This is a genomic window from Mycobacterium sp. MOTT36Y, assembly GCF_000262165.1.
Lineage (GTDB): Bacteria > Actinomycetota > Actinomycetes > Mycobacteriales > Mycobacteriaceae > Mycobacterium > Mycobacterium intracellulare.
In genome coordinates, this window is record NC_017904.1 from 3859209 (window position 1) to 3886103 (window position 26895).

The 26895-nt window shown below is 69.8% G+C and carries 24 protein-coding genes; 6 read left to right on the forward strand and 18 right to left on the reverse strand.

Features of this window, described 5'->3' with window-relative positions; all coding sequences use genetic code 11:
* Positions 1–3: 3 nt before the first annotated feature.
* Positions 4–1194 (reverse strand): acyl-CoA dehydrogenase family protein, encoded by a 1191-nt coding sequence (locus W7S_RS17345; RefSeq protein ID WP_008258625.1) that lies wholly within the window; start codon positions 1192–1194, stop codon positions 4–6.
* Positions 1191–1973 (reverse strand): SDR family oxidoreductase, encoded by a 783-nt coding sequence (locus W7S_RS17350; RefSeq protein WP_008258626.1) that lies wholly within the window; start codon positions 1971–1973, stop codon positions 1191–1193. The genes W7S_RS17345 and W7S_RS17350 overlap by 4 nt, the downstream gene beginning before the upstream one ends.
* A 99-nt stretch (positions 1974–2072) precedes the next feature.
* Here W7S_RS17350 and W7S_RS26380 point away from each other — a divergent pair, with 99 nt between their 5' ends.
* Positions 2073–2387 carry a hypothetical protein gene (locus W7S_RS26380; protein WP_008258627.1) on the forward strand — a complete coding sequence of 105 codons (315 nt, stop codon included), beginning with the start codon at positions 2073–2075 and terminating at the stop codon, positions 2385–2387.
* A gap of 14 nt (positions 2388–2401) precedes the next feature.
* On the opposite strand, the gene W7S_RS17360 is transcribed toward W7S_RS26380, so the two are convergent.
* The gene (locus tag W7S_RS17360; protein ID WP_008258628.1) at positions 2402–5629 is read right to left on the reverse strand and encodes a carboxyl transferase domain-containing protein; all 3228 of its coding nucleotides are present in this window, start codon (positions 5627–5629) and stop codon (positions 2402–2404) included.
* Positions 5626–7161: a class I adenylate-forming enzyme family protein gene (locus W7S_RS17365; protein ID WP_170320575.1), complete on the reverse strand. Its 1536-nt coding sequence runs from the start codon at positions 7159–7161 to the stop codon at positions 5626–5628. The genes W7S_RS17360 and W7S_RS17365 overlap by 4 nt, the downstream gene beginning before the upstream one ends.
* A gap of 60 nt (positions 7162–7221) precedes the next feature.
* Between W7S_RS17365 and W7S_RS17370 the strand changes: the two genes are divergently transcribed.
* Positions 7222–8031, forward strand: a complete 810-nt coding sequence (locus W7S_RS17370; protein ID WP_036429303.1) for a thioesterase family protein — start codon at positions 7222–7224, stop codon at positions 8029–8031.
* Here W7S_RS17370 and W7S_RS17375 read toward each other — a convergent pair.
* The 3 genes from W7S_RS17375 to dapB are packed head-to-tail and all read right to left on the reverse strand — an operon-like array spanning position 8022 to position 9668.
* Complete coding sequence (locus W7S_RS17375) at positions 8022–8483, reverse strand: flavodoxin family protein (RefSeq protein ID WP_008258632.1); 462 nt, start codon at positions 8481–8483, stop codon at positions 8022–8024. The genes W7S_RS17370 and W7S_RS17375 overlap by 10 nt on opposite strands.
* Positions 8476–8934 carry a hypothetical protein gene (locus tag W7S_RS17380; protein WP_008258634.1) on the reverse strand — a complete coding sequence of 153 codons (459 nt, stop codon included), beginning with the start codon at positions 8932–8934 and terminating at the stop codon, positions 8476–8478. Before W7S_RS17380 ends, W7S_RS17375 begins: the two co-directional genes overlap by 8 nt.
* On the reverse strand, positions 8931–9668 hold the full coding sequence (gene dapB, locus W7S_RS17385) for a 4-hydroxy-tetrahydrodipicolinate reductase (RefSeq protein WP_008258635.1): 738 nt from the start codon (positions 9666–9668) through the stop codon (positions 8931–8933). Before dapB ends, W7S_RS17380 begins: the two co-directional genes overlap by 4 nt.
* A 104-nt stretch (positions 9669–9772) precedes the next feature.
* On the opposite strand from dapB, the gene W7S_RS17390 reads away from it, so the two are divergent.
* Positions 9773–11131 carry an HNH endonuclease signature motif containing protein gene (locus tag W7S_RS17390; protein WP_008258637.1) on the forward strand — a complete coding sequence of 453 codons (1359 nt, stop codon included), beginning with the start codon at positions 9773–9775 and terminating at the stop codon, positions 11129–11131.
* A gap of 6 nt (positions 11132–11137) precedes the next feature.
* Here W7S_RS17390 and W7S_RS17395 read toward each other — a convergent pair whose 3' ends face one another.
* A complete protein-coding gene (locus W7S_RS17395; RefSeq protein ID WP_014712049.1) occupies positions 11138–12220 on the reverse strand; it encodes a dihydrodipicolinate reductase in 1083 nt (360 codons plus the stop codon).
* Positions 12217–13224: a Rieske 2Fe-2S domain-containing protein gene (locus W7S_RS17400; protein ID WP_014712050.1), complete on the reverse strand. Its 1008-nt coding sequence runs from the start codon at positions 13222–13224 to the stop codon at positions 12217–12219. Before W7S_RS17400 ends, W7S_RS17395 begins: the two co-directional genes overlap by 4 nt.
* Before the next feature lie 195 nt (positions 13225–13419).
* Here W7S_RS17400 and W7S_RS17405 point away from each other — a divergent pair, with 195 nt between their 5' ends.
* On the forward strand, positions 13420–13995 hold the full coding sequence (locus W7S_RS17405) for a hypothetical protein (RefSeq protein WP_009952948.1): 576 nt from the start codon (positions 13420–13422) through the stop codon (positions 13993–13995).
* Positions 13996–14000: 5 nt separating this feature from the next.
* Here the strand turns inward: W7S_RS17405 and W7S_RS17410 are convergent, their stop codons facing one another.
* The 5 genes from W7S_RS17410 to W7S_RS17430 form a co-directional block, all read right to left on the reverse strand.
* A complete protein-coding gene (locus tag W7S_RS17410; protein WP_036429076.1) occupies positions 14001–15077 on the reverse strand; it encodes a PDR/VanB family oxidoreductase in 1077 nt (358 codons plus the stop codon).
* An 8-nt stretch (positions 15078–15085) separates the two neighbouring features.
* Positions 15086–16837: an SDR family oxidoreductase gene (locus tag W7S_RS17415; RefSeq protein WP_008258654.1), complete on the reverse strand. Its 1752-nt coding sequence runs from the start codon at positions 16835–16837 to the stop codon at positions 15086–15088.
* A 3-nt stretch (positions 16838–16840) separates the two neighbouring features.
* Positions 16841–17749, reverse strand: coding sequence for a metal-dependent hydrolase (locus W7S_RS17420; RefSeq protein ID WP_008258655.1), 909 nt, complete (start codon positions 17747–17749; stop codon positions 16841–16843).
* 101 nt (positions 17750–17850) lie between these two features.
* Complete coding sequence (locus W7S_RS17425) at positions 17851–19308, reverse strand: NAD(P)/FAD-dependent oxidoreductase (protein ID WP_008258656.1); 1458 nt, start codon at positions 19306–19308, stop codon at positions 17851–17853.
* A gap of 22 nt (positions 19309–19330) precedes the next feature.
* On the reverse strand, positions 19331–19792 hold the full coding sequence (locus tag W7S_RS17430) for an SRPBCC family protein (RefSeq protein WP_008258657.1): 462 nt from the start codon (positions 19790–19792) through the stop codon (positions 19331–19333).
* A gap of 98 nt (positions 19793–19890) precedes the next feature.
* On the opposite strand from W7S_RS17430, the gene ald reads away from it, so the two are divergent.
* A complete protein-coding gene (ald, locus tag W7S_RS17435) occupies positions 19891–21006 on the forward strand; it encodes an alanine dehydrogenase (RefSeq protein ID WP_008258659.1) in 1116 nt (371 codons plus the stop codon).
* A gap of 28 nt (positions 21007–21034) precedes the next feature.
* Here ald and W7S_RS17440 read toward each other — a convergent pair whose 3' ends face one another.
* From W7S_RS17440 to rpsO, 4 genes are all read right to left on the reverse strand, one after another.
* A complete protein-coding gene (locus W7S_RS17440) occupies positions 21035–22060 on the reverse strand; it encodes a nitronate monooxygenase (RefSeq protein WP_008258660.1) in 1026 nt (341 codons plus the stop codon).
* A 60-nt stretch (positions 22061–22120) separates the two neighbouring features.
* Positions 22121–23482: a pitrilysin family protein gene (locus W7S_RS17445; protein ID WP_020823171.1), complete on the reverse strand. Its 1362-nt coding sequence runs from the start codon at positions 23480–23482 to the stop codon at positions 22121–22123.
* Positions 23469–25724 (reverse strand): polyribonucleotide nucleotidyltransferase, encoded by a 2256-nt coding sequence (locus W7S_RS17450; RefSeq protein ID WP_072501383.1) that lies wholly within the window; start codon positions 25722–25724, stop codon positions 23469–23471. The genes W7S_RS17445 and W7S_RS17450 overlap by 14 nt, the downstream gene beginning before the upstream one ends.
* 389 nt (positions 25725–26113) lie before the next feature.
* A complete protein-coding gene (gene rpsO, locus W7S_RS17455) occupies positions 26114–26383 on the reverse strand; it encodes a 30S ribosomal protein S15 (RefSeq protein WP_003878661.1) in 270 nt (89 codons plus the stop codon).
* Between the two features lie 169 nt (positions 26384–26552).
* Here rpsO and W7S_RS17460 point away from each other — a divergent pair, with 169 nt between their 5' ends.
* Positions 26553–26894 carry a helix-turn-helix transcriptional regulator gene (locus W7S_RS17460; RefSeq protein WP_008258665.1) on the forward strand — a complete coding sequence of 114 codons (342 nt, stop codon included), beginning with the start codon at positions 26553–26555 and terminating at the stop codon, positions 26892–26894.
* The last annotated feature ends 1 nt before the right edge of the window (position 26895 follow it).

Below are 26895 nucleotides of genomic sequence, written 5' to 3' on the forward strand. Positions count from 1 at the left end.
GGCTCATCGGGGCAGGTCCTTCCACGCGGCGTCCTTGTCGACGCGGTGTTCACCCGGCAGGCCGAGGATCCGCTCGGAGATGGTGTTGCGCAGGATTTCCGACGTGCCGCCCTCGATTGAGTTGCCGCGCGCCCGCAGGTAGCGGTAGCCGGGCCCGCGGCCGACCAGGTCGACCGTCTCGGGCCGGCGCATGGTCCAGTCGTCGTAATACAGGCCGGATTCGCCGTGCAGCTCGATCTCGAAGCCCGAAATCGCTTGCGCCAGCTTGGCGAACGCCACCTTCATGCCGGCCCCCTCGGGCCCCGGCTGACCGGTGGCGGCCTGCTGCCGCAGCCGTTCACCGGCGAGCCGGAAGACCTCCGCCTCCACCCACAACCGCATCAGCTGATCGTGCATGGCGGGGTCGCGCAGGGCCGGCTCGGCGCGCCAGGCGTCGGCGACCTTGCCGATGTGGCCGCCCTCGCGCGGCGCGCCGGCGCGGGAACCGATGGCGACCCGTTCGTTGTTCAGCGTGGTGGTCGCGACCCGCCAGCCCCCACCCTCCGGGCCCAGCCGGTTCGCGTCGGGCACCCGGACGTCGGTGAGGAAGACCTCATTGAACTCGGCCTCGCCGGTGATCTGGCGCAGCGGCCGGATCTCGACGCCGGGCTGCGTCATGTCGCAGAGAAAGTAGGTCAGGCCGGCGTGTTTGGGCACGGCCGGATCGGTGCGGGCGACCAGGATGGCCATGTGCGCGTGCTGCGCCTGCGACGTCCACACCTTCTGCCCGTTGACAATCCACTCGTCGCCGTCGCGGACCGCGCGGGTCGACACCCCGGCGAGGTCGGATCCGGCACCCGGCTCGCTGAACAGCTGGCAGTAGATCTGCTCACCGGTGAACAACGGGCGCAAGAACTTTCGCTTCTGTTCGTCGGTGCCGAACGCCGCGATGGTCGGCGCGGCCATGCCCATGCCGATGTAGTTCTTGGGGGTGCCGCCCACCGGCGCCCCGGCGGCGGCCAGCCGGGCGTCGACGCGCTCCTGAGCGGTGCGCGGCAGATCCAGCCCGCCGAAGCCCCGCGGCAGGTGCACCCAGGCCAGTCCCGCATCGTATTGCGCGCCAAGGAATTCCCGCGCGTCGCCGTCCTTCGGATCGTGCTCGTCGAGCAGTGCCTGCACCCGCGCGTCCAGCTCGGCCGCGTCGAAGGCGTTCATTGACCGCCGCCGGGGGCGGACCGGAATCCCTGCGCGGCGCCCAGCAGCAGACCGCCGTCGATGACCATGGTTTCGCCGGTGATCCAGCTCGCCGCGTCGGAGACCAGGAAGGCGACCGCCGCGGCCACGTCGATCGGTTCGCCGATGCGCCCGAGCGCGATCGACGACGCCAGCGGATCCTCGTGGTCCTTCCACAGCGCCTCGGCCAGCCGGGTGCGCACCACCCCGGGGCAGATCGCGTTGACCCGCACGCGCGGCGAAAGTTCCAGCGCCAGTTGCTTGGTGACGTGGATCAGCGCCGCCTTGGTGGCGTTGTACATGCCCATCGCCGGCGACTGGTGCATGCCGCCGATGGAGGCCGTGTTGACGATCGATCCGCCGTGCTCACCCATCCACGACTTGACGGCGAGCGAGGTCCACAGCAGCGGAGCCCACAGGTTGACGTCGAAGATCTTGGTGAAACGGGCATGATCCTGGTCGATCAGCGCGCCGTACGCGGGGTTGGTCCCGGCGTTGTTGACCAGGATGTCGAGGGTGCCGAAGCGCTCGAGGGTCATGTCCACGCAGCGCCGGGCGGCCTCCTCGTCGACCGCGTGCGCCCCGACGCCGACGGCCCGCTCGCCGACCTGCGCGGCGGCCTCGTCGGCCGCCTCCTGCTTGCGCGCGGTCAGCACCACGTTGGCGCCCGCTGCCGCGAGCTGTTGAGCGATCGACAGGCCAATTCCACGTGACGCGCCGGTGATGATTGCGGTACGGCCGGTCAGATCTTGTGAGGTCATGTCGTTGGCCTTCCGTCGTTTGCCACCGAATCTTATTCGCGATGTTTTGGACATGTGTTGAGGTGGTATGCCACGCGCATGCTATCGAAATTGACACTCATGAAACCGCTGGTTGTCGCCGGGGCTGTGGCTGCGGCTATCGCTGCCGCGCCCGCGGCCGTTGCTGACGTTTCCGTAGCCGGACCAGCGCCGACCCACATCACCTTCAAGCAGGATCCGGGCGGTGGCGGCTGCGACGCCAACGGGAACTGCGGCTCGGGAGGCCAGTTCGAGGGTCCCGGCGGCGGACCCGGTGGTCAGGGCTGCGTCCCGGGTGTGGGCTGCGGCTCCGGCGGCCAGTTCGCCGGCCCCGGCGGAGTGCCCGGCGGCACCGGCTGCCTGCCCGGCGTCGGCTGCGGCTCCGGCCACGGATAATCGCTCAAACCCGGTCAGCCTCCCGAGAGCCTGGTGATCCAGGCCCGGGAGGCTGACGGGTCTATCACGTCGTCCAGCTCGAACGTGGTGGCCGCCCGCAACGCTTTGCCGTGCTCGTAGGCGGCGGCCACGAGGCGATCGAAGAGACTCTGCCGTTCGGCGGGATCGTCGACCGCGGCCAGCTCCTTGCTGTAGCCAAGGCGCACAGCGCCTTCCAATCCCATGCCGCCGATCTCGCCGGTCGGCCAGGCGATGGTGAACTGGGGCGCGCGGAAGGAGCCGCCGGCCATCGCCATCGCGCCGAGCCCGTATGCCTTGCGCAAGATGATCATGCCCAGCGGCACCGTCAGCCGCGCGCCGAGTACGAACATGCGGCCGAAGCGGCGCACCGCCGCCTGGGTCTCCGCGTCAGGACCCACCATGAAGCCGGGGGTATCGCACAGCGAAATCACCGGCAGCCCAAACGATTCGCACAGGGCCAGGAAGTCGCCCGCCTTGTCGGCCGCCTCGGCATCGATCGCGCCGCCTAGGTGGTGGGTGCTGTTGGCGATCAGCCCGTACGGCACCCCTTCGACGCGCACCAGCGCGGTGACGATGCCCACGCCGTAGTCTGCCCGCAGCTGAAGGACCGATCCGACGTCGACGATCGACTCGATCGCCCGGTGCACGTCGTAGGCGCGTAACCGGTTCTGCGGCACCACATGCCGGGCCAGCCGGGGGTCGGGCGCTTCCCACTCACCCAGGCTGCCCTGAAAGTAGGACAGGTACTGCTTGGCCAGCGCCACGGCGTGCGCCTCGTCCCGGGCGACCAGGCCGACCACGCCGTTGCGGCGCTGCACACCGATCGGCCCGATCGCCTCCGGCGGGTACACGCCCAGCCCGCCGCCCTCGATCATCGCCGGCCCGCCCATCCCGATGTTGGCGTCCGGCGTGGCGATGATCACGTCGCAGACCCCGGCCAGGGCGGCGTTGCCGGCAAAGCATCGGCCGGACACGATCGACACCAGCGGCACCTCGCCGCGCAGCCCGGCCAGCATCCGGAAGGTCGGCACGTCCAGCCCGGCAGCGCCGCCGACGTCGGTGTCGCCCGGTCGCCCCCCGCCGCCCTCGGCGAACAGCACCACGGGCAGCCGCTTGCGCGCGGCCAGGTCGAAGGCGCGATCGGTTTTGGCGTGGTTACGCATGCCCTGCGTGCCGGCCAGCACGGTGTAGTCGTAGGACACCACGACGGCCTCGGCGGCGGCCCGCCCGAACCGCTCCGCGCCGATGGTCGCCAGGCCGGCCACCAGGCCGTCGGCCGGGGTGTTGGCGATCAGGTCCTCTTCGGAACGGCGGCTGCGCTGCGCCGCGATGGCCAACGCGCCGTATTCGACGAAGCTGCCGGGATCGACCAGATCGGCGATGTTCTCCCGCGCGGTGCGGCGGCCCTGCTGGTGCCGCTTGGCGACGGCCGCCGCACGGCCCTCGTCCAGGGTGAGCGCGTGGCGCCGCGTCACCTCGTCGAGGTCGGCGCGCGGCCGGTCGAGATCGGTTGCGGCCCTTGCGGATTCTCCGCGGTCCCCCGCGTCCGTGCGGGTGAAGATCAGCAGCGGGTCGCCGGTGCCGACGACCTGCCCGGGCGTCACCAGAGTCCGGACGGTCCGCAGCGCGTCCGGCGCGACGAGCACGTGCTGCATCTTCATCGCCTCCAGGACGACCAGTTGGCTTCCGGCGGCGTACTGCGCCCCCTCGGGCGCCACCTCGACCACGGTGCCGGCCAGCTGCGCGCGCAGCGCGTCCTCGTCGGGATAGAGCTCGACCTCCGCCGGCGGCGGTTCTTGCTCGTGTGATTGCGCGGCGCGGGCCAGCTCGCGAAGTTTCTGGTCGACGAAATCGGTGCTCACCCAACCGGATTCGACGCGGTCCGCGCGCAGCAGCTCGCGGAGGAATCCGATGTTTGTGTGGATGCCCTCGATGCCGAACTCGGACAGGGCGGTGCCGGCTTTGCGTAGCGCCGCCGGCCACGACGTCCCCCGCACATGGACGATGACCTTGGCCAGCAGCGAGTCGTACTGGGGGCTCACGACCAGCCCGGGCCGGCCATAGGTGTCGACCCGCACGCCCGGCCCGCTGGGCGGGGTGAACGCCGTGAGCGTGCCCGCCGACGCCAGCACGGAGAAGTCGGGCCCGAACGTCTCCGCGTTGACCCTGAGCTGAATCGCGATGCCGCGCTGGGCGGCCGGCTCGCCGATGACTTCGAGCCCGTCGGACGCGATGCCGGCCGGCAACCCCAGCCCGTAGAAGGACGCGCCGCCGGCGATCGCCAGCTGGACGGCCACCAGGTCGAGTCCGGTGGTTTCCTCGGTGACGGTGTGCTCCACCTGGATTCGCGGGTTGACTTCGAGGAAGACGAAATCCTCGCCGGTGACCAGGAATTCGACCGTGGCCAGCCCCCGCAGGCCCACGCGCGCGCACAGCCGCACCGCCGCCTGATGCAGCGCCCGGCGCAGCTCATCCGAAAGCCCTTGGGCGGGGGCTATTTCGACCAGCTTCTGGTAGCGGCGCTGGATGCTGCAGTCGCGATCCCCGACCGCCAGCGCGTGCGTCTGGTGGCCGGCCGGCGCGGCGACGACCTGCACCTCGATGTGGCGGGCGTCGTCGAGCAGCGCCTCGGCGTACAGCGCCGGTTCGCCGAAACCCAGCTGCGCCTCGGCCGCACAGCGCTGGTAGGCGTCGTCGATCTGATTGGCGCGGTGCACCTTGCGCATTCCCCGTCCGCCGCCGCCGGCGAGGGCCTTGAGCATGATGCCGCCCTGCTGCGCCGCGAAGAACGCCTTGACGTCCCCGACGCTGCTCGCCCCGTCGGTCGCGGGCAGCACCGGCACCCCGGCGGCCAGCGCGGCGCCGCGGGCCGCGGTCTTGTGGCCGAGCAACCCGAGCACCCCGGGGTCGGGGCCGACGAACGTGAGGCCGCCGGCCGCGCACGCGTCGGCGAATTCGGCGTTCTCGCTGAGGAATCCGTATCCGGGGTGGATGAGGTCCGCGCCGGAGCTCTTCGCCCCCGCCAACACGGCGGACTGGTCCAGGTAGGCCCGCGGGCCGCTGCCGGGCAACCCGATCGCCTCGTCGGCCGCGTGCACGTGCGGGCTCTGCGCGTCGTCGCCGGCGTAGACGGCGATCGTCCGCATGCCCAGTTCGGTTGCGGTGCGGATGATTCGCAGTGCGATCTCGCCGCGGTTGGCGACCAACAGGCTCGCGCTCATCGCAGCGGCTCCCCCCACCGCACCTGTTCGCGGAGCCTGGCCTTGAGCAGCTTGCCGCCGGCGTTGCGCGGCAGCGCGGTATCGACCACCGTGACGTATTGCGGCACTTTGAAATCGGCGAGCCGGCCGCGGCAGTGCTCCAGCACGGCCGGCACGTCGATGTCGTCGTCACCGCCGAACAGCACGGCCCCCACCTTCTCCCCCATGACGTCGTCGGCGACCCCGAGCACGCAGGCGTCCGCGACGTGGGGCGCCCCCAGCAGCACGGCCTCGACCTCGACGCTGGAGACGTTCTCGCCCCCGCGGTTGATGATGTCCTTGAGCCGGTCGATGAGGTGCACCCTGCCCGCGTCGTCGACGCGCACCACGTCGCCGGTGTGCAGCCAGCCGTCGGTGAAGGTGGCTGCGTTCGCCTCCGGCCGATTCCAGTAGCCGCCGGTCACATTGGCTCCGCGGATGACCAACTCCCCCACACCCGGCTCGTCCTCGTCGAACGGGATCACGCCGAGATCCACCGAGGGCACGGCATATCCCACCGAATCGGCGTGCTCGACGGCGTCGTGATGGGGCAGCACCGTCGCCAGCGACGCGGTCTCGGTCATGCCGTACCCATTGAACACCGTGGCTTGCGGAAAGGCATTTTGAACCGCGCGCACCAACGACGGGGCGATCGGCGCGCCGCCGTAGCCCACCCAGCGCACACCGGAAACGTCTGTGCCGGCAAAGGCCTTGTGCCGCAACAACAGCGCGTAGACCGCCGGGACGGTCACCATCAGCGAGATGCGCTCGGTGGTCAGCACGGTGATCAACTCGTCAAGGTTGAGGGTAGGCATGATCACCGAGGTGCCCCCGAGCCGCATCGCGACCAAAAGCTGGGTATTGCAGCCGGTCACATGGAACAGCGGCACCGAGATGAGGGTGCGCAAGCGCTCACCGACGTCCCGTGCGAACCCCGAACACCGCAGCGAATTCTCGGTGTTGGTCAGGAACGCCTCGTGCGTGGTCGGCACCCCTTTGGGGTGGCCGGTGGTGCCCGACGTGTAGAACAGGGCGGCCACGTCGGCGCGGCCGAGGTGCTCGCTGACGTACGGCGGCCCGTCGGGCAGCGGGGAATCCGGCGCCAGATCGAGCCCCGCACCCGAGTCGGACAGGACGAAGTCGACCTCCGGTTGAGCGGAGCGCGTATTGACCGCCACCGCAATGCCGCCGGCCATCACGACGCCCCAGAACGCGAGCACCCAGTCGATCCCCGCGGGGTACCGCACCGCGACCCGGTCGCCCGGCTTGATGCCTTCCGCGCGCAGCCCACCGGCCACCCGCGCGGAGCGGTCCCAGAGCTGTCGGTACGTCAGCCGGCCGCCGCCCAGCTCGACCACCGCCTCGCTGCCCGGACGTGTGTCGACGTGTTCGGCGAGCATGTCCAGCAGGGTGGCGGGCAGCTCGTCGTAGCGCGGGACGCCGTCGCGGCCGCGGGACACGCCGACCGTCGGGAACGGGTTGTGGTCGCGCGCGATTTCGATCACTGGAGGCATACCCGGTCCTTAACTATCCGGTGTCCTATCGTGATAGCGGTGACGAACGATTCCGCCATCATGCCCGAGGCGTTTTTCACTGTAGACGGCGACTCCTATGTTCCGGGCGCGATGACGCAAGGGCCATGGGGCGCGGCCATGGGCGGCCAGATCGTGGGCGGCCTGTTGGGTTGGGGCATAGAGCAATCCGGCGTCGATCCGGACCTGCAGCCCGCCCGGTTCACGGTCGACCTGTTGCGCCCGGCGCTGATGTCGCCGGTGCAGATCCGGACATCGGTCCTGCGGGAGGGTCGGCGCATCAAGCTGGTCGACGGCGAGCTGGTGCAGAACGGCACGGTCGTGGCGCGGGCCAGCGCGCTGTTTTTGCGTCGCGGCGATCATCCGGACGGCCGGGTGTGGTCCTTCCCGGTCGAGATGCCGCCGCTGCCGACATCCTCCGACGGCTTCTCGTCGGGAATGCCGTTCCTCATCTGGGGGTATGGGGCCACCCGCGACGGCAGCCCGGGCATCGCCGCCGGCGAGTGGGAGCAGTCCGACTCGCAGAAGTTCGCGTGGGCCAGGATCTTTCGGCCGATGGTGCAGGGCCACCCGCTGACCCCGTTCACCCGCCTGGCGTTCGTCGGTGACATCACGAGTTCGCTCACCCATTGGGGCACCGGCGGATTGCGCTATATCAACGCCGACTACACCGTCACCGCGAGCAGGTTGCCCGACGGCGAATTCCTCGGGCTCGCCGCCCAGAGCCATTACGGCACGGCCGGGGTCGCCACCGGGGCGGCCACCCTGTTCGACCGGCACGGCCCGCTCGGCACCAGCTCGGCGCTGGCCCTGGCCCAACCGGCCGACGCGTTCAAGCCGACCTACGCGTAATCCATCAACTGGGCGGCGACCGTCGCTCCGAGTTCCCAGCACGCCTGCAGCTGCTCCTTGCCGGGCTTGCCCGAAACCACCACCGTCTCAGCGGCTTTGGACCAACCCAGCCCGGTCGTGATGGTGTCGACCGCGCGCTCGGCGCCTTCGGTGCCCTCGTTGCCGTGCAGGTACAGCCCGAACGGTCGCCCGCGGGTGGAGTCGAGCAGCTGGTAGTAGGAGCAGTCGAACGCGTGCTTGAGGGCGCCCGAGATGTAGCCGAGATTGGCCGGGGTGCCCAGCAGGTAGCCGTCGGCGGCCAGCATCTCGGCCGGCGACACCGTCAGCGCCGGGCGGCGCAGCACCTCCACGCCCTCGATCTCGGGGTCGGTCGCGCCGGAGACGACCGCCTCGAACATCTCGTGCGTGTGCGGCGACGGCGTGTGGTGCACGATCAGCAGCGTCTTACTCATGGTCGCCCTGCAGGTTCAGGGCCGTCTTCATGGCTTCGCGGGCGCGGCGTCGATCCCCGGCGTAGTCGTAGGCGCGGGCCAGCCGGTACCAGCGCCGCCAGTCGTCGGGATGGTCTTCCACTTCGGTGCGCACCGTGGCGAACAGCGCGTCGGCCGCGTCGCGCTGGATGCGGCCCGACGGCCGGCGCGGCAGGTCGCTGGTGTCCAGTTCCATTCCGTCGGCGGCGATCAGGCGCGCGAGCCGGTGATGCGCGAACCCCGCGCGCAGGGTCGCGACCATCGCCCACAGGCCGATGACGGGCATGACCAACACCGCCAGCCCGAGGCCGACGGCGGCGGCCCGCCCGGAGGCGATCATGGCGACGGCCACCCGCCCCAGCAGCGCGAAGTACACCAACAGCGCGACGCACATGAAGGCGACGAGCAGTTGGGTGCGCAGCGCTTTGGTCATTGCAGGTTGAGCAGGGGCTCCAGGCCCACCGTCAGTCCGGGGTGTTCGGTGATGCGCCGCACCGCCAGCAGCACGCCCGGCACGAACGATGTCCGGTCGAGGCTGTCGTGGCGGATGCTCAGCGTCTCCCCCTCCGTGCCGAACAGGATCTCCTGGTGCGCGACCAGCCCGGCCAGGCGCACCGAGTGCACCGGGATCCCGTCCACGTCGGCGCCCCGCGCGCCCGGCAGGCTGGTGCTCGTGGCGTCGGGGTTGGGCGGCAAGCCTTTTCGTGACTCGGCGATCAGTTTGGCGGTGCGCGTGGCGGTGCCCGACGGTGCGTCGGCCTTGTGCGGGTGATGCAGCTCGATCACCTCGGCCGAGTCGAAGAAGGGCGCCGCCTGCCTGGCGAAGTGCATCGACAGCACCGCCCCGATGGCGAAGTTCGGCGCGATCAGCACCGAGGTTTTCGGGTTCTCGGCGAGCCAGGCCCGCACCTGCTGGAGACGCTCGGCGGTGAAGCCGGTGGTGCCGACGACGGCGTGAATCCCGTTGCCGATGAGGAACTCCAGGTTGCCCATCACCACGTCGGGGTGGGTGAAGTCGATGACGGCCTCGGTGCCGCCGTCGGTCAGCAGGCTCAGCGGGTCACCGGCATCCACCTCGGCGGACAGCGTCAGATCCTCGGCGGCCTGCACGGCGGCCACCATCGTCGATCCGACTTTTCCCTTGGCTCCCAGCACTCCCACTCGCATGGTCTTCACCCTAGACCGGGCCACGTTGTCCACAGTTCGCCGTCTATCCACAGATGCCGCATGGTGCGTTTCGCCGGGCCGGTGGCCGCCGATAAAATTCGAACATGCATTCGATCGAAGTGCCGCCTGAGGTGTCCGCCGCCCTGGACGCGCTCGACGCCGCCGCCGCGGCGATCCGCGGGCTGAACTTCGACCGGTTGGACCCCGCCGTGCGGCTGCGCGCGCTCGAGCGGATGGAGGCCTCGCGCCGGCGCCAGATCGCGGTGAGCCACGACGTGATCGCCGGCCTGGCGAGGGAGGATCCCGCCGCCCTCGGCGGCCCGGTGCACAAGGTGATCGCCGACTGGCTGCGGATCGGCTGCGGCGAGGCGAGCCGGCGGCTGCACGACGCAACCCGGCTGTCGCCGCGGCTGACCCTCACCGGCCAGGAGTTGCCGCCCGAGCTCCCCGCGACCGCGGTGGCGTGGCGCGACGGCCTGCTCGACGGCCAGCACCTGCGGGTGATTCAGTCGTTTGTCCGCGACCTTCCGGCGTCCACACCCGTGGCCAAGGTCGAAACCGCCGAGCGATTCCTGGCGAATGAGGCCGCGAAGGTACGGCCCGATCAGCTGCAGAAGCTTGCGCACCGCTACGCGCTGTCGATCAATCCCGACGGCAAATTCTCCGACGCCGACCGCGCGCGTCAGCGCGGCTTCACCTGGTGCGGTCAGAGCCCCGACGGGATGAGCGTCGGAAAACTGGTCGCATCCCCGGAGCTGCGCGCCAATCTCGATGCGTGGATGTCCCACTTCGCGGCGCCCGGAATGTGCAACCCGGACGATGAAACACCTTGCGTTGCAGGCGAACCCGATGACGAGCGCGTGCGGCGAGACCTGCGCAGCCATGCCCAGCGCCAGCACGACGCGCTCAACGCCCTGGTGCGCGGTCAGCTGGGCGATCCGAAACTCGGCCAGCACAACGGCTTGCCGGTGGCCGTGATCGTGGCGACCACGCTGCGGGAGTTGACGTCGGGCACCGGGCGGGCCGTGACCGGTGGCGGGACGCTGCTGCCGATGCGCGACGTGATCCGGATGGGCCGCCACGCGTACCACTATCTTGCCGTGTTCGACGAACACTCAAGCCGCCCATTGTATCTCGGCCGGTCGCGGCGCATCGCCTCACCGGACCAGCGCGTCGTCCTGTACGCGCAGGACCGCGGCTGCACCCACCCCGGCTGCGACGCGCCCGGCTATTGGTGCGAGGCGCATCACCTCAAAGAGTGGGCGGCCGGGGGCGCGACCGACGCCGATAACCTCACCTTCGCGTGCGGGCCGCACCACCGGCTGGTCGAAAAGGGCTGGCGGACACGGAAGAATGCCCGCGGGGACACCGAGTGGATCCCGCCGCCGCGGCTGGACCGCGGGGTCCGCACCAACGACTATCACCACCCCGAGCGCGGCATCGGCGACCGCGCCGGGCCGTGACCCGGCCTACTTCTTGAACCGCCCGGCGAAGCCGCGCAGCGGCAGGTCGGCGCTGGTGATGAGCCCCGGCGGCGCCGCGATCACCGACTTGATCGCGGCGAGGGCGGGCATGCCGGTCACGGTCATGCCGATCGAGGCGAAGCTGTCCGGGTTGGACAGGTCCACGCCGGGCTTGGGAAAGATCATGTGCTTGTTGTAAATGCACGGATCACCCTTGATCTGGGTGATGTAGCAGCCCTTGATGTTCCAGCTGGGGTCGGTGTGCGGGGTCATCTGCCATTCCAGGTGCGTCTCGACCCGCGGCACGCCGTCGACCATGCCCTGGTAGCGGATGTAGTTGCCGCCCAGCGAACCCTTGGGCAGCGTGTACCAGCCCAGGTCGACGTCCTTGGTGCAGGCGCCCAGCTCGTAGCTGAACGTGACCTCGTCGAGTGTCAGGTCGAAGCAGTCGGCCATCATGTACACGCTGTCGGCGAAGACGCGGGTGTATTTCTCGAGCTTCGACGGGATGTCGGGGTCGTCGACGGGCTGGCCGTAGCCCACCTCGATCCAGGTGTCCTTGGAGTGGTGGCACGACACGTCGACGGACTCGATGGTGGTGATGTTCTCGATGTCGGCGACGTCGGCCGAACACACCACGCCCAGAATCTGATTGAGCCCCGGGTTCATTCCGGTGCCGTAGAACGTGGCACCGCCCTCCTCACAGGCCTCGGCCAGCAGCTTGCTCACCGGTTTGCCCGACGGGTGCGGGTGATTGGTGTCCCGGTGCCAGCCGGTGATCCAGTCCGCGGTGGTGACGATATCGATGCCCGCCTCGAGCACGTGTAAGTAGAGGTCCTCGTCGGGGAACACGCCGTGGAAGGTCAGCACGTCCGGCTTGGCGGCGATGATCTCCTCGATGGTGCCGGTGAACTTCACCCCGTTGGCCCCCATGCCGGCGAACTCCCCGGTGTCCGTGCCGACCTTCTCCGGCGAATAGGCATGCACGCCAATGAGTTCGAGATCGGGCTGGGTCGCGATCCGCCTGATCATCTCCGAGCCGACGTTGCCGCTTCCGACCTGAAAGACGCGGATCGGTGCTGTGCTCATTGCGCTAAGCCTTCCTGCGATACGAACGCCTCGGGATAGAACTGCTTGGCCCACTGGCGAATTGCCGTGAATCCCTCGTACTCGTCGGGGGCCAGTGCGGGTGGATCCGAATACCGTTGGTGCTGCCAGATTTCGATGTCCTGGGTGAACTGGCGGATCACTTCCTGGCCGAATTCGGCCGCCTTGCGTTCGGCGCGTTCCGAATCGCCGCCCGGCGCGCGGCCGATGTAGACCATGAACCGGACGTCGGAGGTGCGCTCGTCCACCGGGGTGATCGCGGAGATGGTGCGGTTGTCGATCATCCCCCAGCTCTTGGTCACCGCGATGCCCAGGCCGCCGTTGATGGCCTGCACGCCGCTGTTGACGTCCTCGATCTTCTGGCCGTCGTCGCCCTCGAAGGTGATGGTGAAATCGACGTACGACACCGGCTCGGCGAAGTCGTGACGGGTGAACACCGGCACGATCGGGGTCTTGTGCACGAACTTGAAGTGCGCGAAGTCCACCCCGTTTTCCAGCACGTACTGCGGGTGCATTTCCAGGGTTTCGCGGTACAGCCGCTGCTGCGGGTAGTACTCGTCGGCGCTGCTGCCGTCGTCGAAGGCGGCGAACACATCCGGCGGCTCGAAGTACGGTTCGCGGCGCTCGACGTCGTGCCAGATGTAGACCGACGCGTTGCGTTCGACCACGGGGTAGGTGCGCATGCGCCGGCCGCGGTTGGGGCGGTCCTGGTACGGGATGCAGACGTTGCGCCCGTCGGCGCTCCACTGCCAGCCGTGGAACGGGCACTGCAGCACCTCGCCGACGACGGTGCCGCCGTACCCCAGGTGCGCCCCGAGGTGCTCGCAGTAGGCGTTCATCACGGTGAGCTGACCCGATTCCGCGCGCCAGGCGACCATCTCGGAGTCGAAGTACTTCATCTTGTGCACGTCGCCGACGCCGATCTCGTCGGACCAGGCGACCTGGAACCAACCGGTCGGCTTCATCGGCAACGGCGGCTTAGCCATCGAACCCTGCCATATGAGCTGCCCTCCCTCGGGTACGAATATAAGCCGCGGCCCGAGAAAATCAAAGTACCCTCTATGAAAACATCGCCGCCCTCCCCGCCGAGTGGATAGGATCGCCCAATGACCCGTCAGACCAGCGGAGCCGGGATCGCGGGCCGGCGCCCGAACCGGCGGGGCCATGCGACTCGCGAAAGCATGCTCGAGGCCGCGCTGCGCTCGCTGGCCTCCGGCGAGCCGGGCTCGGTGTCGGCCAACCGCATCGCCAAGGACATCGGCGCCACCTGGGGCGCGGTGCAGTACCAGTTCGGCGACACCGACGGGTTCTGGGCCGCGGTGCTGCACCGCACCGCCGAGCGCCGCGCCGCGACGTTCTCGACGCTGTCGGCCCCGATATCGCCGGACGCCCCGCTGCGCGAACGCGTCGGCGCCATCATCGACACCCTCTACACCGGCCTGGCATCGGCCGATTCGCGCGCGATCGAGAACCTGCGCGCGGCGTTGCCCCGCGATCCCGACGAGCTCGAACGCCTCTATCCGCGCACGGCCGCCGAGCTGTTCTCCTGGGGCAAGAGCTGGCTGGAGACCTGCCAGCAGGCCTTCGCCGGTCTGGCCGTCGACCCCGACCGGGTCCGCGAGGTGGCCGCCCTGATCCCCGGCGCGATGCGTGGCCTGGTGTCCGAGCGCCAGCTGGGCTCCTACGCCGACCTGGACATGGCGCGCCGGGGCCTGACCAACGCGCTGGCCGCCTACCTGGAGCCGTCCCGGCCGTAACCGGCTCAGGCGTCGATGACGACGCGCCCGCCGTCGGCCCGCGACACGCACACCAGCATGCCGTCGTCGCCGGGCGAGGCACGCCCGCGGTGATCCACTTGTCCGGCAAGCACTTTGACCCGGCACGTGCCGCAGAACCCCTGCCGGCACGAGTAGGGCGTCGTCGGGTCGCGGTCCAGCATGACGTCCAGCGCCGTGCGGTTGGCGGGCACCGCGAGCACCCGCCGGGAGCGCGCGAGCTCGAGTTCGAACGGAACCCCGTCGACAACCGGCGCCGGGCTGAACCGCTCGTAATGCAGTGGCGCGCCGGCATATTGATCGCGGGCGGTCCGCACGGCCTCGAGCATGGCGCTCGGCCCGCACACGTAGACGGCGGTCGCCGGGCCGGCCCCGGCCAGCAGTTCCGCCACGCTCGGGAAGCGGCCGTGTTCGTCGTCGGCCCACACCGTCACCCGGTCCGGGTCCACCGATATCACCTCGTCGAGCAGCGGCATGTATTCGCGGCTGCGCCCGGTATAGATTGCGCGCCAATCGATCCCGCGCTGCGCGGCCGCGCGGATCATCGGCAGGATGGGGGTCACGCCGATGCCGCCGATGACGAACAAGACGTCGCGTTCGGCGGTGCCGAGATAGAACGCGTTGCGCGGGCCTTCGAATTCGCACGTGTCGCCCGCGCCGAAAGCCTCGTGCATCTCGATGGATCCGCCGCCGCCGCCGGCGATGCGGCGCACCGCGATGCGGTAGTCGGTGCGCCGCCCGGGCGGACCGCACAGCGAGTACTGCCGGCGCCGGCCGGAGGGCAACAGGACGTCGATGTGCCCGCCGGGCGTCCAGGAGGGAAGCAGCCCACCGTCGGGGTCGGCCAACGTCAGCGCGACGACATCGGGCGCGACGAGCTCGCGTTGGGTCACGACCGCGGTCAGCGTGCGCTGCACCGGCTTCACCCGCGAAGGCTCCCACCGCGACACCGAGGCGAACCCCTCGAACACCGCCCGCACACCCCACAGCAACGACCCGAAGCGGTCGTGGGCGCGCCGGCCGTACAGGTCGGCGGGCCTGCTGGCCCAAATGCTTTCCGGCACCGCTCCCCCTACGTCTGCCGAATGTCCAACCGCGCGAACAGCCGAACCGCCCCCGGGCTGATGCGTCGCATCGCGTAGCCGATCCTGGATTCGGCGGCGATCGGCAGCACCGCCGGTCCGGTCTTGACGGCCTTCACGATCGCCTTGGCGGTCGCCTCGGGGGTGAAGTTGCGCCGCCGGTAGGCGGCGTCGGCCTTGCCCCGCGCCCGCTCCTGCTGCTCGGCGCTCATCCCGGCGTAGATGGTGCTCTTGGCGATGTTGGTGTTGACGAAGCCCGGGCACACCGCGGTGACGCGGATGCCCTCGTCGGCGAAGTCGGCGCGCAGCGATTCGCTGAGCGCCAGCACCGCCGCCTTGGTGGTGCTGTAGGCGACCATCGACTTCGACGGCAGGAAGGCCGCGGCCGAGGCCACGTTGATGATCGTTCCGCCCTCGCCGCGCTCGACCATCTGCGCACCGAACGCCCGGCTGCCGGAGATGACGCCGCCGACGTTGACCCCCATGATGTTTTCCCAATTCGCCGAGCTGGTCTCCAGGAAGCGGCCCGCCATCCCGATGCCGGCGTTGTTCACCAGGATGTCGACCACCCCGTGCTCGTTACGCACCTGTGTGGCAAGGTCATTCATCGCGGCCTCGTCGCTGACGTCGACCTGGTAGACCGCGGGCTCGGCGCACGCGGCGCGGACCGCGTCGGCGGTCTCGTCGGCGGCGGCCCGATCGCGGTCGGCCAGCACGATCTTGCGGGCGCCGCGCCGGGCCAGCTCCACCGCGGTGGCCCTGCCGATCCCGGCACCCGCGCCGGTGACCAGGGCGAGCTTGCCGCGCACCTCGCCCCGTTCGCCGCGCGACTCGACCGCCGGGGGCGCACCGGCGACGGTCCGGTCGACCCACTCGGCGGTCAGCCGGGCGACGACGTCGGGGCGCGAGGTCACCACCCAGTGCCCGCCCTCGATCGCGATCACCCTGGCGCCCTGAGGAATTGCGCCGGTGAAGCGCTGCAGCGCGGGGGTGACGAAGACGTCCCGCCGCGGAACCAACGTCTGGACCGCGACGGAGGTCTCGGGGAGTTGCGGGCCTGGCGCCAGCATGGGCGCGGGCATGTTCTGCCGGTACAGGTTGAGCCCGTTGACATAGTCGGTGACCGACCGCCTGGTGTCGTGGCGCTGGCTGCGGGTGCTGGAGCGGCCGATGCGCTCAAGGGCCTCAATGACTTTCACGCCGATGTGCGAGCGAAACGACAGCTCGGGTACCCCCGGGCACAAGAAGAAGCCGATGTAGCCCGAGGAGATCAGCTGCCTGGCGACCTGGGCCACGGCCCGTGGCGTGCGTGCGGACCGCAGAAACGCCCCCGCGTATTGCAGGTGCGGGCCCGAGATCGATGTGAACGAGGCGACCTTGGGCATCACCGAGTCGTCGGTGACCGCCGCCCAGGCCTGGATCGAGCCCCAGTCGTGGCCCAGTAGGTGGACCCGCTCGACGCCCAGGCTGTCGATGACCGCCTCGATGTCGGAGACGAGCTGCGCGAACCGGTACCCGGAAGACTCTGCGGGAGACGATGATTCACCGGCCCCGCGCACGTCGTAGGCGACGAAATTGTAGGGTCGGCCGGCCAGCTCGCCGGCGACGCCGTCCCACACGTGGTGGTTGTCCGGAAAGCCGTGGATCGCCAGGATGGTCGGGCGCGCCGGGTCGATGTCGGTGTAGCGGTGCACGGCCAGCGTGACGCCGTCGCTGGCGGTGATGCTCGACGTGGTGCTCATCGGTCAGTGCGAGGCCCGCGCGGCCGGTGAGACGGCCAGGTAGTCCACGGCCAGTCCCAGCCCGCCGAGCTGCGAGGGGTGGAAGCCCGGGCGGTAGTAGTTCCCGATCGCACGCACGAATCGCAGTGGCCCGGGCACCAATCCGCGGCGCGCGGCGGCGAAGTAGTCCCGCCAGCGCGGCTTGGTGCCCGGCGGAAGGTGGGGATCCAGCGAGTACAGGAACCGCACGCCGCGAATCCACAACAGCAGCATGGCGGGCGACACCACCAGCTGGGCGCGGACCTGCCGCCAGTAGCCGGCCCGCAGATGCTTCATGGTGTCGAAGGCCACCGCCTTGTGTTCGACTTCCTCGGCGCCGTGCCAGCGCAGCATGTCCAGCATCACCGGATCGGTGCCGATCGCGTCGTGGGCCGGCGAATTCAGGATCCACTCGCCCAGGATGGCGGTGTAGTGCTCGATGGCGGAGACCACGGACACCTGCTCGAGCAGCCAGCTGTGCCGGCGGCGCTCGCTCCAGTGGGGCCGCGGTCCGAGCAGCTTGTCGAACAGCCACTTGATCTGGCCGGTATACGGGGTCAGGTCGATGCCCCGCGCGGCGAAGTGGGCGAGCACGCCGGCGTGCGCCTGGGAGTGCACCGCCTCCTGCCCGATGAATCCCTGGACGTCGAGCCGCAGTTGATCGTCTTTGATCAGCGGCAGGGTCTTCTTGAACACGTCGACGAAGAACTCCTCGCCCGCGGGCAGCAGCAGGTGCAGGACGTTGAGGACGTGGGTGGAGAACGGCTCGCCGGGCACGTAATGGAACGGCAGTGCCGCCCAATCGAAGTGCACGTCGCGCGCCTCGAGGACGAGCCGTTCGTGGTCGAGCGACGCGTCGTGCGGACCCGCCGCCTGGTCGTCAACGGTCAGCATTATTGCCCCCTACCTCGGCGTTTCCGACGCCGCGCGCTGCCAGTATAGTTGCGCAACCAAGTATGCGGAACCGTCGGTACCGGGTTTTGTCCGGCCGGTGTCTAGGGCGCGACCGGGCGCAGGTCGTAGGATCCCGGATCGGTGTTGGCCAGCATGGCGCGGTGCGCGGCCGGGGTGAACGGCCACACCTCGGGCACGCCGTCCTTGTTGAGATACCAGCTGTCACAGCCGGTGGTCCACACGGTGTTCGGCATCGCGGCCCGCAGCCGGGCGTTGAAGCTGTCGGTCGCCGAGCGTGTCGGTTCGACGGTGTCGAATTCCCCTCGGCGCCAACGCTGGATCCACCCCAGGATGTGATCGGCCTGCGATTCGGCGACGGTCGTGAGCGCCAGGTTGCCGACCGGGCTGTGCGGCCCCAGCATCATGAAGAAGTTGGGGAAGCCCGGCATCGCGACGGTCTGATAGGCCCGCGGCCCGTCGCGCCACACGTCGTCGGCGGCGATGCCGTCGCGGCCGATCAGCCGCATCGGCCTGAAGAACGCGTGGGTGTCGAAGCCGGTGGCGAGCACGATGATGTCGACGTCGTGCAGGACGCCGTCGTCGGTCACGATGCCGCGCCGCTCCACGTGGTCGATGCCGGCGGTGACCAGGTCGACGTCGTCGCGCTGCATCGCGCGGTAGAAGCCGCCCGACATCACCAGCCGTTTGCACATCGGCGTGTAGTCGGGGGTCAGCGCCCGGCGCAGTTCGGGGTCGCGGACCTCGCGGAGGCTGGCGCGGCACAGCGCCCCCATGATCTTTCGGCGCACGCCGGGCTTGGTCAGCCCCACCGCGAAGAGGTCGAACACCGTGCTGTAGCCGCGGTACGCCATCCGGTCCAGCCACGGAAACCTGTCGCGGGTGATGCCGGCCAACCGGGTGTAGCGGGGGTTGGGCAGCTTGAGCACCCACTGCGCCGTGCGCTGGAACAGCACGACCCTGCCCGCCACGCCGGCCAGGCCGCAGACGAGTTGCACGCCCGTGGACCCGTTGCCGACGATCGCGATCCGCCGGCCGGCCAGCTCGACGGAATGGTCCCAGCGCGCCGAGTGAAAGACGTGGCCGCCGAAGTCGTCCAGGCCGGCGATCGACGGCATCCGGGGATGGTGCAACACGCCGGTGGCCGTGATCAAAAAGTCCGCCGCGCACTGTTCTCCGGCGGCGGTGCGCAGGGACCAGCACCCGTTCTCGAAACGGGCGTCGGTGATTTCGGTGCCGAACCGGATGCGGTCCCGCAGGCCGAACCGGTCCGCGATTTTCCGGAAGTAGTCCTGGATTTCACCGCCCGGCGAGAACATGTGCGACCAGTGCGGGTTGGTGGCGAACGTGTACTGGTAGACCCGGGACGGTATGTCGCAGGTCAGGCCCGGGTAGGTGTTGTCGCGCCAGGTGCCGCCCACCTCGTCAGCCTTCTCGAAGATTGTCACATCGGTAATGCCGTTGCGCAGCAACGCAATTGCGACGCACAGCCCGGACATGCCCGCTCCGACGACCGCTACGGCGGGATCGCGTCGCGTCATCGGAACTCCCGCGGCTCTTCGGCTACTCGGTTTCGGCGCGCTGCTTGAGGCGCTGCAGGGTAAGCCGGATGTGCTCGGTGTTGGCGGCCACCCGATCGCTGACGCCGGTGGCCTTGCCGGCGACCTTGCGGAACCACCCGGGCCGGCGGTCCCAGGTGCTCTCGGTGACCTCGCATCCGCCGTCCGCGGCGACGATGTCGTACTGCCAGCGGGCGACGGGAAGAATGGTGTAGCGCACGTCGAAGGCGAAGCGGCGGCCCGGTTCGGCGTCGGTGACGGTGCATCTGGTGCTCCAGCGTCGGCCGCGGTTCTCGTTGTGGCCCGCGAAAACCGCGCCCGGGGCGACCGCGTCACCCTTGCGCCACTGCATCGCCACCGCCTCCTCGGCCAGCGAAGCCAGGGTGGGCAGGTGGGTGATGAGCCGGTACACCACGTCGGGGCGGGCGTCGATCTGCACGGTGGCCGAAACGCACGGGGCGGTCATCCGCCGATCATAGCCAGCGGGCGATGCGATGCATATCGATTGCGGGCCCTGTGAAGTTTCTTCACAATCGAAAGTGACTGCGCGAACGAGGGGCGATCATGCGAGTCGGCGTACCGACCGAGACCAAGACGAACGAGTTTCGCGTGGCCATCACCCCCGCCGGTGTCGCCGAGTTGGTCCGCCGCGGACACGACGTGCTCGTCCAGACCGGCGCCGGCGAGGGATCGTCGATCGCCGACTCCGAGTTCAAGGCGGCGGGCGCGCAACTCGCCGATACGGCCGAACAGGTTTGGGGCGACGCCGACCTGCTGCTCAAGGTCAAAGAACCCGTGCCGGCCGAGTATGAGCTGTTGCGGCGCAACCAGATTCTGTTCACCTATCTGCATCTGGCCGCCTCGCGCGCGTGCACCGAGGCCTTGCTGGCGTCCGGAACGACGTCGATCGCATATGAGACGGTCCAAACCGCCGACGGCACACTGCCATTGCTGGCGCCGATGAGCGAGGTGGCCGGCCGGCTGTCCGCTCAGGTGGGGGCGTATCACCTGATGCGCACCCACGGCGGGCGCGGCGTGCTGATGGGCGGCGTGCCGGGCGTCAAGCCGGCCGACGTCGTGGTGATCGGGGCGGGTACCGCTGGCTACAACGCGGCCCGCGTCGCGAACGGCATGGGGGCGATGGTGTCGGTGCTCGACGTCAACATCAACAAGCTGCGGTTGCTCGACGCCGAGTTCGGCGGGCAGGTCCGCACCCGGTACTCGTCGGCCTACGACTTGGAGGGCACCGTCAAGCGCGCCGACCTGGTCATCGGCGCCGTGCTGCGCCCCGGCGCCAAGGCCCCCAGCCTGGTCTCGAATTCCCTTGTCGCGCAGATGAAGCCGGGCGCGGTGCTGGTCGACATCTCGATCGACCAGGGTGGCTGCTTCGAGGACTCGCGGCCGACCACGCACGACGACCCGACCTTCGCCGTGCACGACACGCTGTTCTACTGCGTGGCCAACATGCCCAGCGCGGTGCCCAAGACGTCGACGGTGGCGCTGACGAACGCGACCATGCCGTATGTGCTCGCGCTCGCCGAGCGCGGCTGGCGGGCGGCGTGCCGATCGGATCATGCTCTGGCCAAAGGCCTTTCGACGCACGACGGCGCGCTGCTGTCCGGGCAGGTGGCCGCCGATCTCGGGCTGCCGTGCACCGACCCCGCCGGCGTGCTGGGCTAATCGGCTAATCGGCTAATCGGCTAATCGGCTAATCGGTGGCCACGAGTCCGGCGATGATGTCGGCCGCGGGGCCGGCGCTGGCGTGCTTGAAGGCCGCCCCGGCCCACAGCGGTATCCCGTTCGGGTCCTCGAGGGCGGCGGCGGCTTCCCGGATGGGCGATGTCATCTGGTTGACCTCGGGGTAGCCCAGCGGCGCCACGTGGTCGAGCATGCGGGTGAAGTCGTTTTCCAGCCCGCGCGCGTAGCGGCCCGAGAAGGCCCGTGTCACAACGGTGGTCGCGAACAGCGGGTTCTTCAGGGCGGTGCGGTGGGCGGGGTTGGTGCCGGCCTCGTCGGCGAGCAGGAGCGCGGTGCCGACCTGTGCGGCCACCGCTCCCCGGCGCAGGGCGGCGCCGATCTCGTCGGCGGTGCCCAGCCCGCCGGCGGCGATGATCGGGATGTCATGGGTGTTGCGGATGCGGTCGATGAGCTGGTGCAGCGACTCGTTGGCGGGTTCCATGTCGGGCGCGAACGTGCCGCGGTGCCCGCCCGCGGCGGGGCCCTGGACCACCAGGCTGTCGGCGCCGGCGGCGACGGCCACCCCGGCCTCGTACGCCGACGTCACCGTGACCATCACCAGCAGGCCCAGCGCGCCGAGGCGCCGGATCACGTCGGGCGGCGGGACGCCGAACGTGAACAACACCAGCTCGGGCCGGACGTCGGCGACCACCTCGAGCTTCTGCTCCCACCCGTCGTCGTCGCCGTAATGCGGGTGACCGACCTCCACCTGGTAGTGATCGGCGATCTCTTCGAGTTCGGCCGCGTAGTAGTCCAGGGCCACCCAGTCGGCCACACTGGGCTGGGGCACAAACAGATTCACGCCCAGCGGGCCGGTGGTGGCCTTGCGCGCGGCGGCGATGTCGTCGGCGAACCGCTCGGCGGTGAGGTACCCGCCGGGGACGAAACCGAGCCCACCGGCGTTGGACACCGCCGCGGCCAACGCGGGAGTCCCGGGGCCGCCGGCCATCGGGGCACCCACGATGGGCACCGCGATGTCCCAAAAGCCCAGTACCATTCGGCTAGTCCGCCGACGGCGAGCGCCGAGGGGGCGCGGGTGAGGAGGCGGACATTCGAGCTAGCCTACCATCGCCCGAAGTTGTTGGGGCAGTGACCGTTTGGCGGCATAGGGGCCGAGAACCGCGGCGCCGTAGCGCTGCCCGAGCAGCCGGCGGGCGACGGCGTTGACCTCATCGACGGTCACCTGGTCGATCTGCCGCAGGGTGTGCTCGATGCTGCGGTGCTTGCCGTAGTTGAGCTCGCTGCGGCCCAGCCGGCTCATCCGCGAGCCCGAGTCCTCCAGGCCGAGCACCAGGCCGCCGCGCAGCGAGCCCTTGGCGATCCGGCACTCCGCCTCGGTGATGCCGTCGCGCGCCACGGCGTCGAGGACCGCACCGGTCACCTCCATGACCTCGGCGAAACGTTCGGGCTGGCAGGCCGCGTACACGGACAGCGCGCCGCTGTCGGCGAAGATGTCGACCGTCGAGTACACCGAGTAGGCCAGCCCGCGCAGCTCCCGGACCTCTTGGAACAGCCGAGAACTCAGGCCCCCGCCCAGGGCGGTGTTGAGCACAGACAGCGCCCACCGGTGCTGCCAGCCGCGGCCGGGCGTGCGCACCCCCAGCGACACGTGGGTCTGCTCGGCGTCCCGGTGGCCCAGCGCCAGCCCGGGCCGGCCGTTGACCCGCCCGGCGCCCTTGCGCGGCGCGATGGGTGCGCGCCCGCGGACCAGGTGCGGGCCGAAGTGCTCGCGCACCAGCGCGACGACCTCGTCGTGGTCGACGTTGCCGGCCACCGCCACCACCATGCGTTCGGGCGTGTAGCGCCGGACGTGAAACGAGTGCAGCTGGCTACGCGTCATCGACGTCACCGACCGCGCGGTGCCGATGACGGGGCGGCCCACCGGGTGGTCACCGAACAGCGCGCCCAAGAACATGTCGCCGAGCGCGTCCTCGGGGTCGTCGTCGCGCATCGCGATCTCCTCGAGGACCACGTCGCGTTCCAGTTCGACGTCCTCGGCGGCGCAGCGGCCGTTGAGCACCACGTCGGCGACCAGGTCGATTGCCAGCGCCAGGTCGCTGTCGAGCACGTGCGCGTAGTAGCAGGTGTGCTCCTTGGCGGTGAACGCGTTCAGCTCTCCCCCGACGGCATCCATCGCCTGGGCGATGTCCACCGCGGTGCGGCTGGGGGTCGACTTGAACAGCAGGTGCTCGAGGAAGTGGGCCGCGCCGGCGACGGTGGCACCCTCGTCGCGCGAGCCGACCCCGACCCACACTCCGACGGAGGCGGAACGCACCGCGGGCAGGTATTCGGTGACCACCCGCAAGCCGCCCGGCAGCGTCGTGCGCCGCAGTGCGGCGTGCGGGTCCGCCGCGGCCGTGTGGTTACCCCGCCGCAGCCCGGGGTCAGCTGCTCGCTTTCCCGAATCAGCTCGCGGCATCGGCAGGGGCGGCCGCCGGGGCATCGGCGGGCGCCGAGTTGTCGTCCTCCACCAGCACCAGCGAAATCTTGCCGCGCTTGTCGATGTCGGCGATTTCGACGCGCAGCTTGTCGCCGACGTTCACCACGTCCTCGACCTTCGCGATGCGCTTGCCCTTGCCGAGCTTGGAGATGTGCACCAGGCCGTCGCGACCGGGCAGCAGCGAGACGAACGCGCCGAAATCCGTTGTCTTGACCACGGTTCCGAGGAAACGTTCGCCGACCGTCGGCAGCTGCGGGTTGGCGATGGCGTTGATCCGGTCGATCGCGGCCTGCGCCGAGGGCCCGTCGGTGGCGCCGACGAACACGGTGCCGTCGTCCTCGATGGAGATCTGCGCGCCGGTCTCCTCGGTGATGCCGTTGATGACCTTGCCCTTGGGGCCGATGACCTCACCGATCTTGTCCACCGGAACCTTGATGGTGGTGACCCGCGGGGCATAGGGGCTCATCTCGTCGGGCGCGTCGATGGCCTCGGCCATGACCTCGAGGATCGTCAGGCGCGCGTCTTTGGCCTGGCCCAGGGCGCCCGCCAGGACCTGCGACGGGATGCCGTCGAGCTTGGTGTCCAGCTGCAGCGCGGTGACGAAGTCCTTGGTGCCGGCGCACTTGAAGTCCATGTCGCCGAACGCGTCCTCGGCGCCCAGGATGTCGGTCAGCGTGACGAACCGGCGCTCGGTGCGGCCGTCGATCTCGACGTCGTCGGAGACCAGGCCCATCGCGATGCCGGCCACCGGCGCCTTCAGCGGCACACCGGCGTTCAGCAGCGACAGGGTGGACGCACAGACCGACCCCATCGACGTCGAGCCGTTGGAGCCCAGCGCCTCGGAGACCTGGCGGATGGCGTACGGGAAATCCTCGACGCCGGGCAGCACCGGGATCAGGGCCCGCTCGGCGAGCGCGCCGTGCCCGATCTCGCGCCGCTTGGGCGAACCCACCCGGCCCGTCTCGCCGGTGGAGAACGGCGGGAAGTTGTAGTGGTGCATGTAGCGCTTGGAGGTCTCGGGCCCCAGCGAGTCGATCTGCTGGGCCATCTTGACCATGTCGAGCGTGGTCACGCCCAGGATCTGGGTCTCACCGCGCTGGAACAGCGCGCTGCCGTGCGCGCGGGGCACCACGGCGACCTCGGCCGAGAGCGCGCGGATGTCGGTGATGCCGCGGCCGTCGATGCGGAAGTGATCGGTGAGGATGCGCTGGCGCACCAGCTTCTTGGTCAGCGAGCGGAACGCGGCGCTGACCTCTTTCTCGCGGCCCTCGTAGGTCCCAGAGTCCCCAGTGAGCCGCGCGAGCACCTCGGCTTTCAGCTCGTCGGTGCGCGCGTCGCGCTCGGCCTTGCCGCCGATGGTCAGCGCCTTGGCCAGCTCGTCGGTGGCCACCGAGGCGACCGAGTAGTAGACGTCTTCGGCGTAGTCCGGGAACGTCGGGAACTCGCCGACCGGCTTGGCGGCCGCCCCGGCCAGCTCCTCCTGCGCGGTGCACAGGGTGGCGATGAACGGCTTGGCGGCCTCGAGCCCTTCGGCCACAACGGTTTCCGTCGGCGCCTGGGCGCCGCCCTCGACGAGCTCGATGACGTTCTCGGTGGCCTCGGCCTCGACCATCATGATCGCGACGTCCCCGTCCACCTTGCGGCCGGCCACCACCATGTCGAACACCGCCCGCTCGAGCTGCTCGACGGTCGGGAACGCCACCCACTGGCCGTCGATGAGCGCGACCCGCACGCCCCCGATCGGACCCGAGAACGGCAGCCCGCTCAGCTGGGTGGAGGCCGACGCGGCGTTGATCGCCAGCACGTCGTACAGGTCGTTGGGGTCCAGGCTCATGACCGTGACCACGACCTGGATCTCGTTGCGCAGCCCGCTGACGAACGACGGGCGCAGCGGGCGGTCGATGAGCCGGCAGGTCAGGATCGCGTCGGTGGAGGGACGGCCCTCGCGACGGAAGAACGAGCCGGGGATGCGACCGGCGGCGTACATCCGCTCCTCCACGTCGACGGTCAGCGGGAAGAAGTCGAAGTGCTCCTTGGGGCTCTTGCTGGCGGTGGTCGCCGACAACAGCATGTTTTCGTCATCCAGGTACGCGACCACGGCGCCGGCGGCCTGCTGGGCCAGCCGGCCGGTCTCGAAACGGATGGTGCGGGTGCCGAAGCTCCCGTTGTCGATGGTGGCGGTCGCCTCGAACACGCCCTCTTCAATTTCAGCGACAGACATGGACGTCCGTACGGCCTCTCTTATTCGGCTGTTTCGCGTCGTCACGCGCAACCTGGAGAGGGTCCGCAGCACCCGTTGGGGCCTGCGAGTCACCCTGGGAGCTATCCCGAAGAGCCAGTCTGAATGCGGCTACGGCCATCGATCGAAGCGGCCGAGAAGCCCCAGATCCGGAGAGCCCGGCAGCCACTACCGAAGACCGCCCGATGCAGACTGGGCTGCTCCCTCGAAGGTGCGTAGTGACACGCTGGAACGGCGCACGCGGATCTGCGTGGCCGCACCGTTTTGCTCGGGCCGAACCGGCCCAGAACGTCCTTACTCTACACGGGCGGGCCCGCCCCGCCAGCATCGCGCGGGATCGGGCGGGCGTCATAGCCCCGGCGACGGCGGCGTCAGCGGCGCAGGCCGAGGCGCTCGACCAGCGAGCGGTAGCGCTCCACGTCGATCTGGGCGACGTATTTGAGCAGCCGGCGCCGGCGCCCGACCAGCAGCAACAGGCCGCGCCGCGAGTGGTGGTCGTGCTTGTGCACCTTGAGGTGCTCGGTCAGGTCGGCGATCCGCTTGGTCAGCAGCGCGACCTGCGCCTCCGGGGAACCGGTGTCGGTGTCATGCAGGCCGTAGGTGCCCAGGATTTCTTTTTTCTGCTCGGCTGTCAGCGCCACGAACTATCTCCATCAATCGGTGCCGCGAAAATTTCGGTCGTGGCCGCCGCGGACTGCAGCACACTCCGTATCGGGGGGCGAGTCTATCAGCGGCCGCGATGTTCGCCGAAATCGCAGGCCAGCGCCGCACACTTGACAACATACAACCATTTGGTTGTATGTTGGCCGGGTGAACGTGGACGAAGAGGACCGGGTGGACGCCGTGTTCCACGCGCTCGCCGACCGAACCCGGCGCGACATCATGCGACGGACGCTGGCCGGGGAACACTCGGTTTCCACGCTCGCCCGCAAGTACGACATGAGCTTCGCCGCGGTGCAGAAGCACGTCGTCGTGCTCGAGAAGGCCGGCCTGGTCACCAAACGACGCAGCGGTCGCGAGCAGCTGGCCAGCGGTGACGTGACGGCCGTGCGGTCGGTGGCGTCGATGCTCGCCGAGTTGGAACTCCTCTGGCGCGACCGGATCGCACGCATCGACGAACTCATCTCATCCGACTCAACCAAGGAGGACTGAA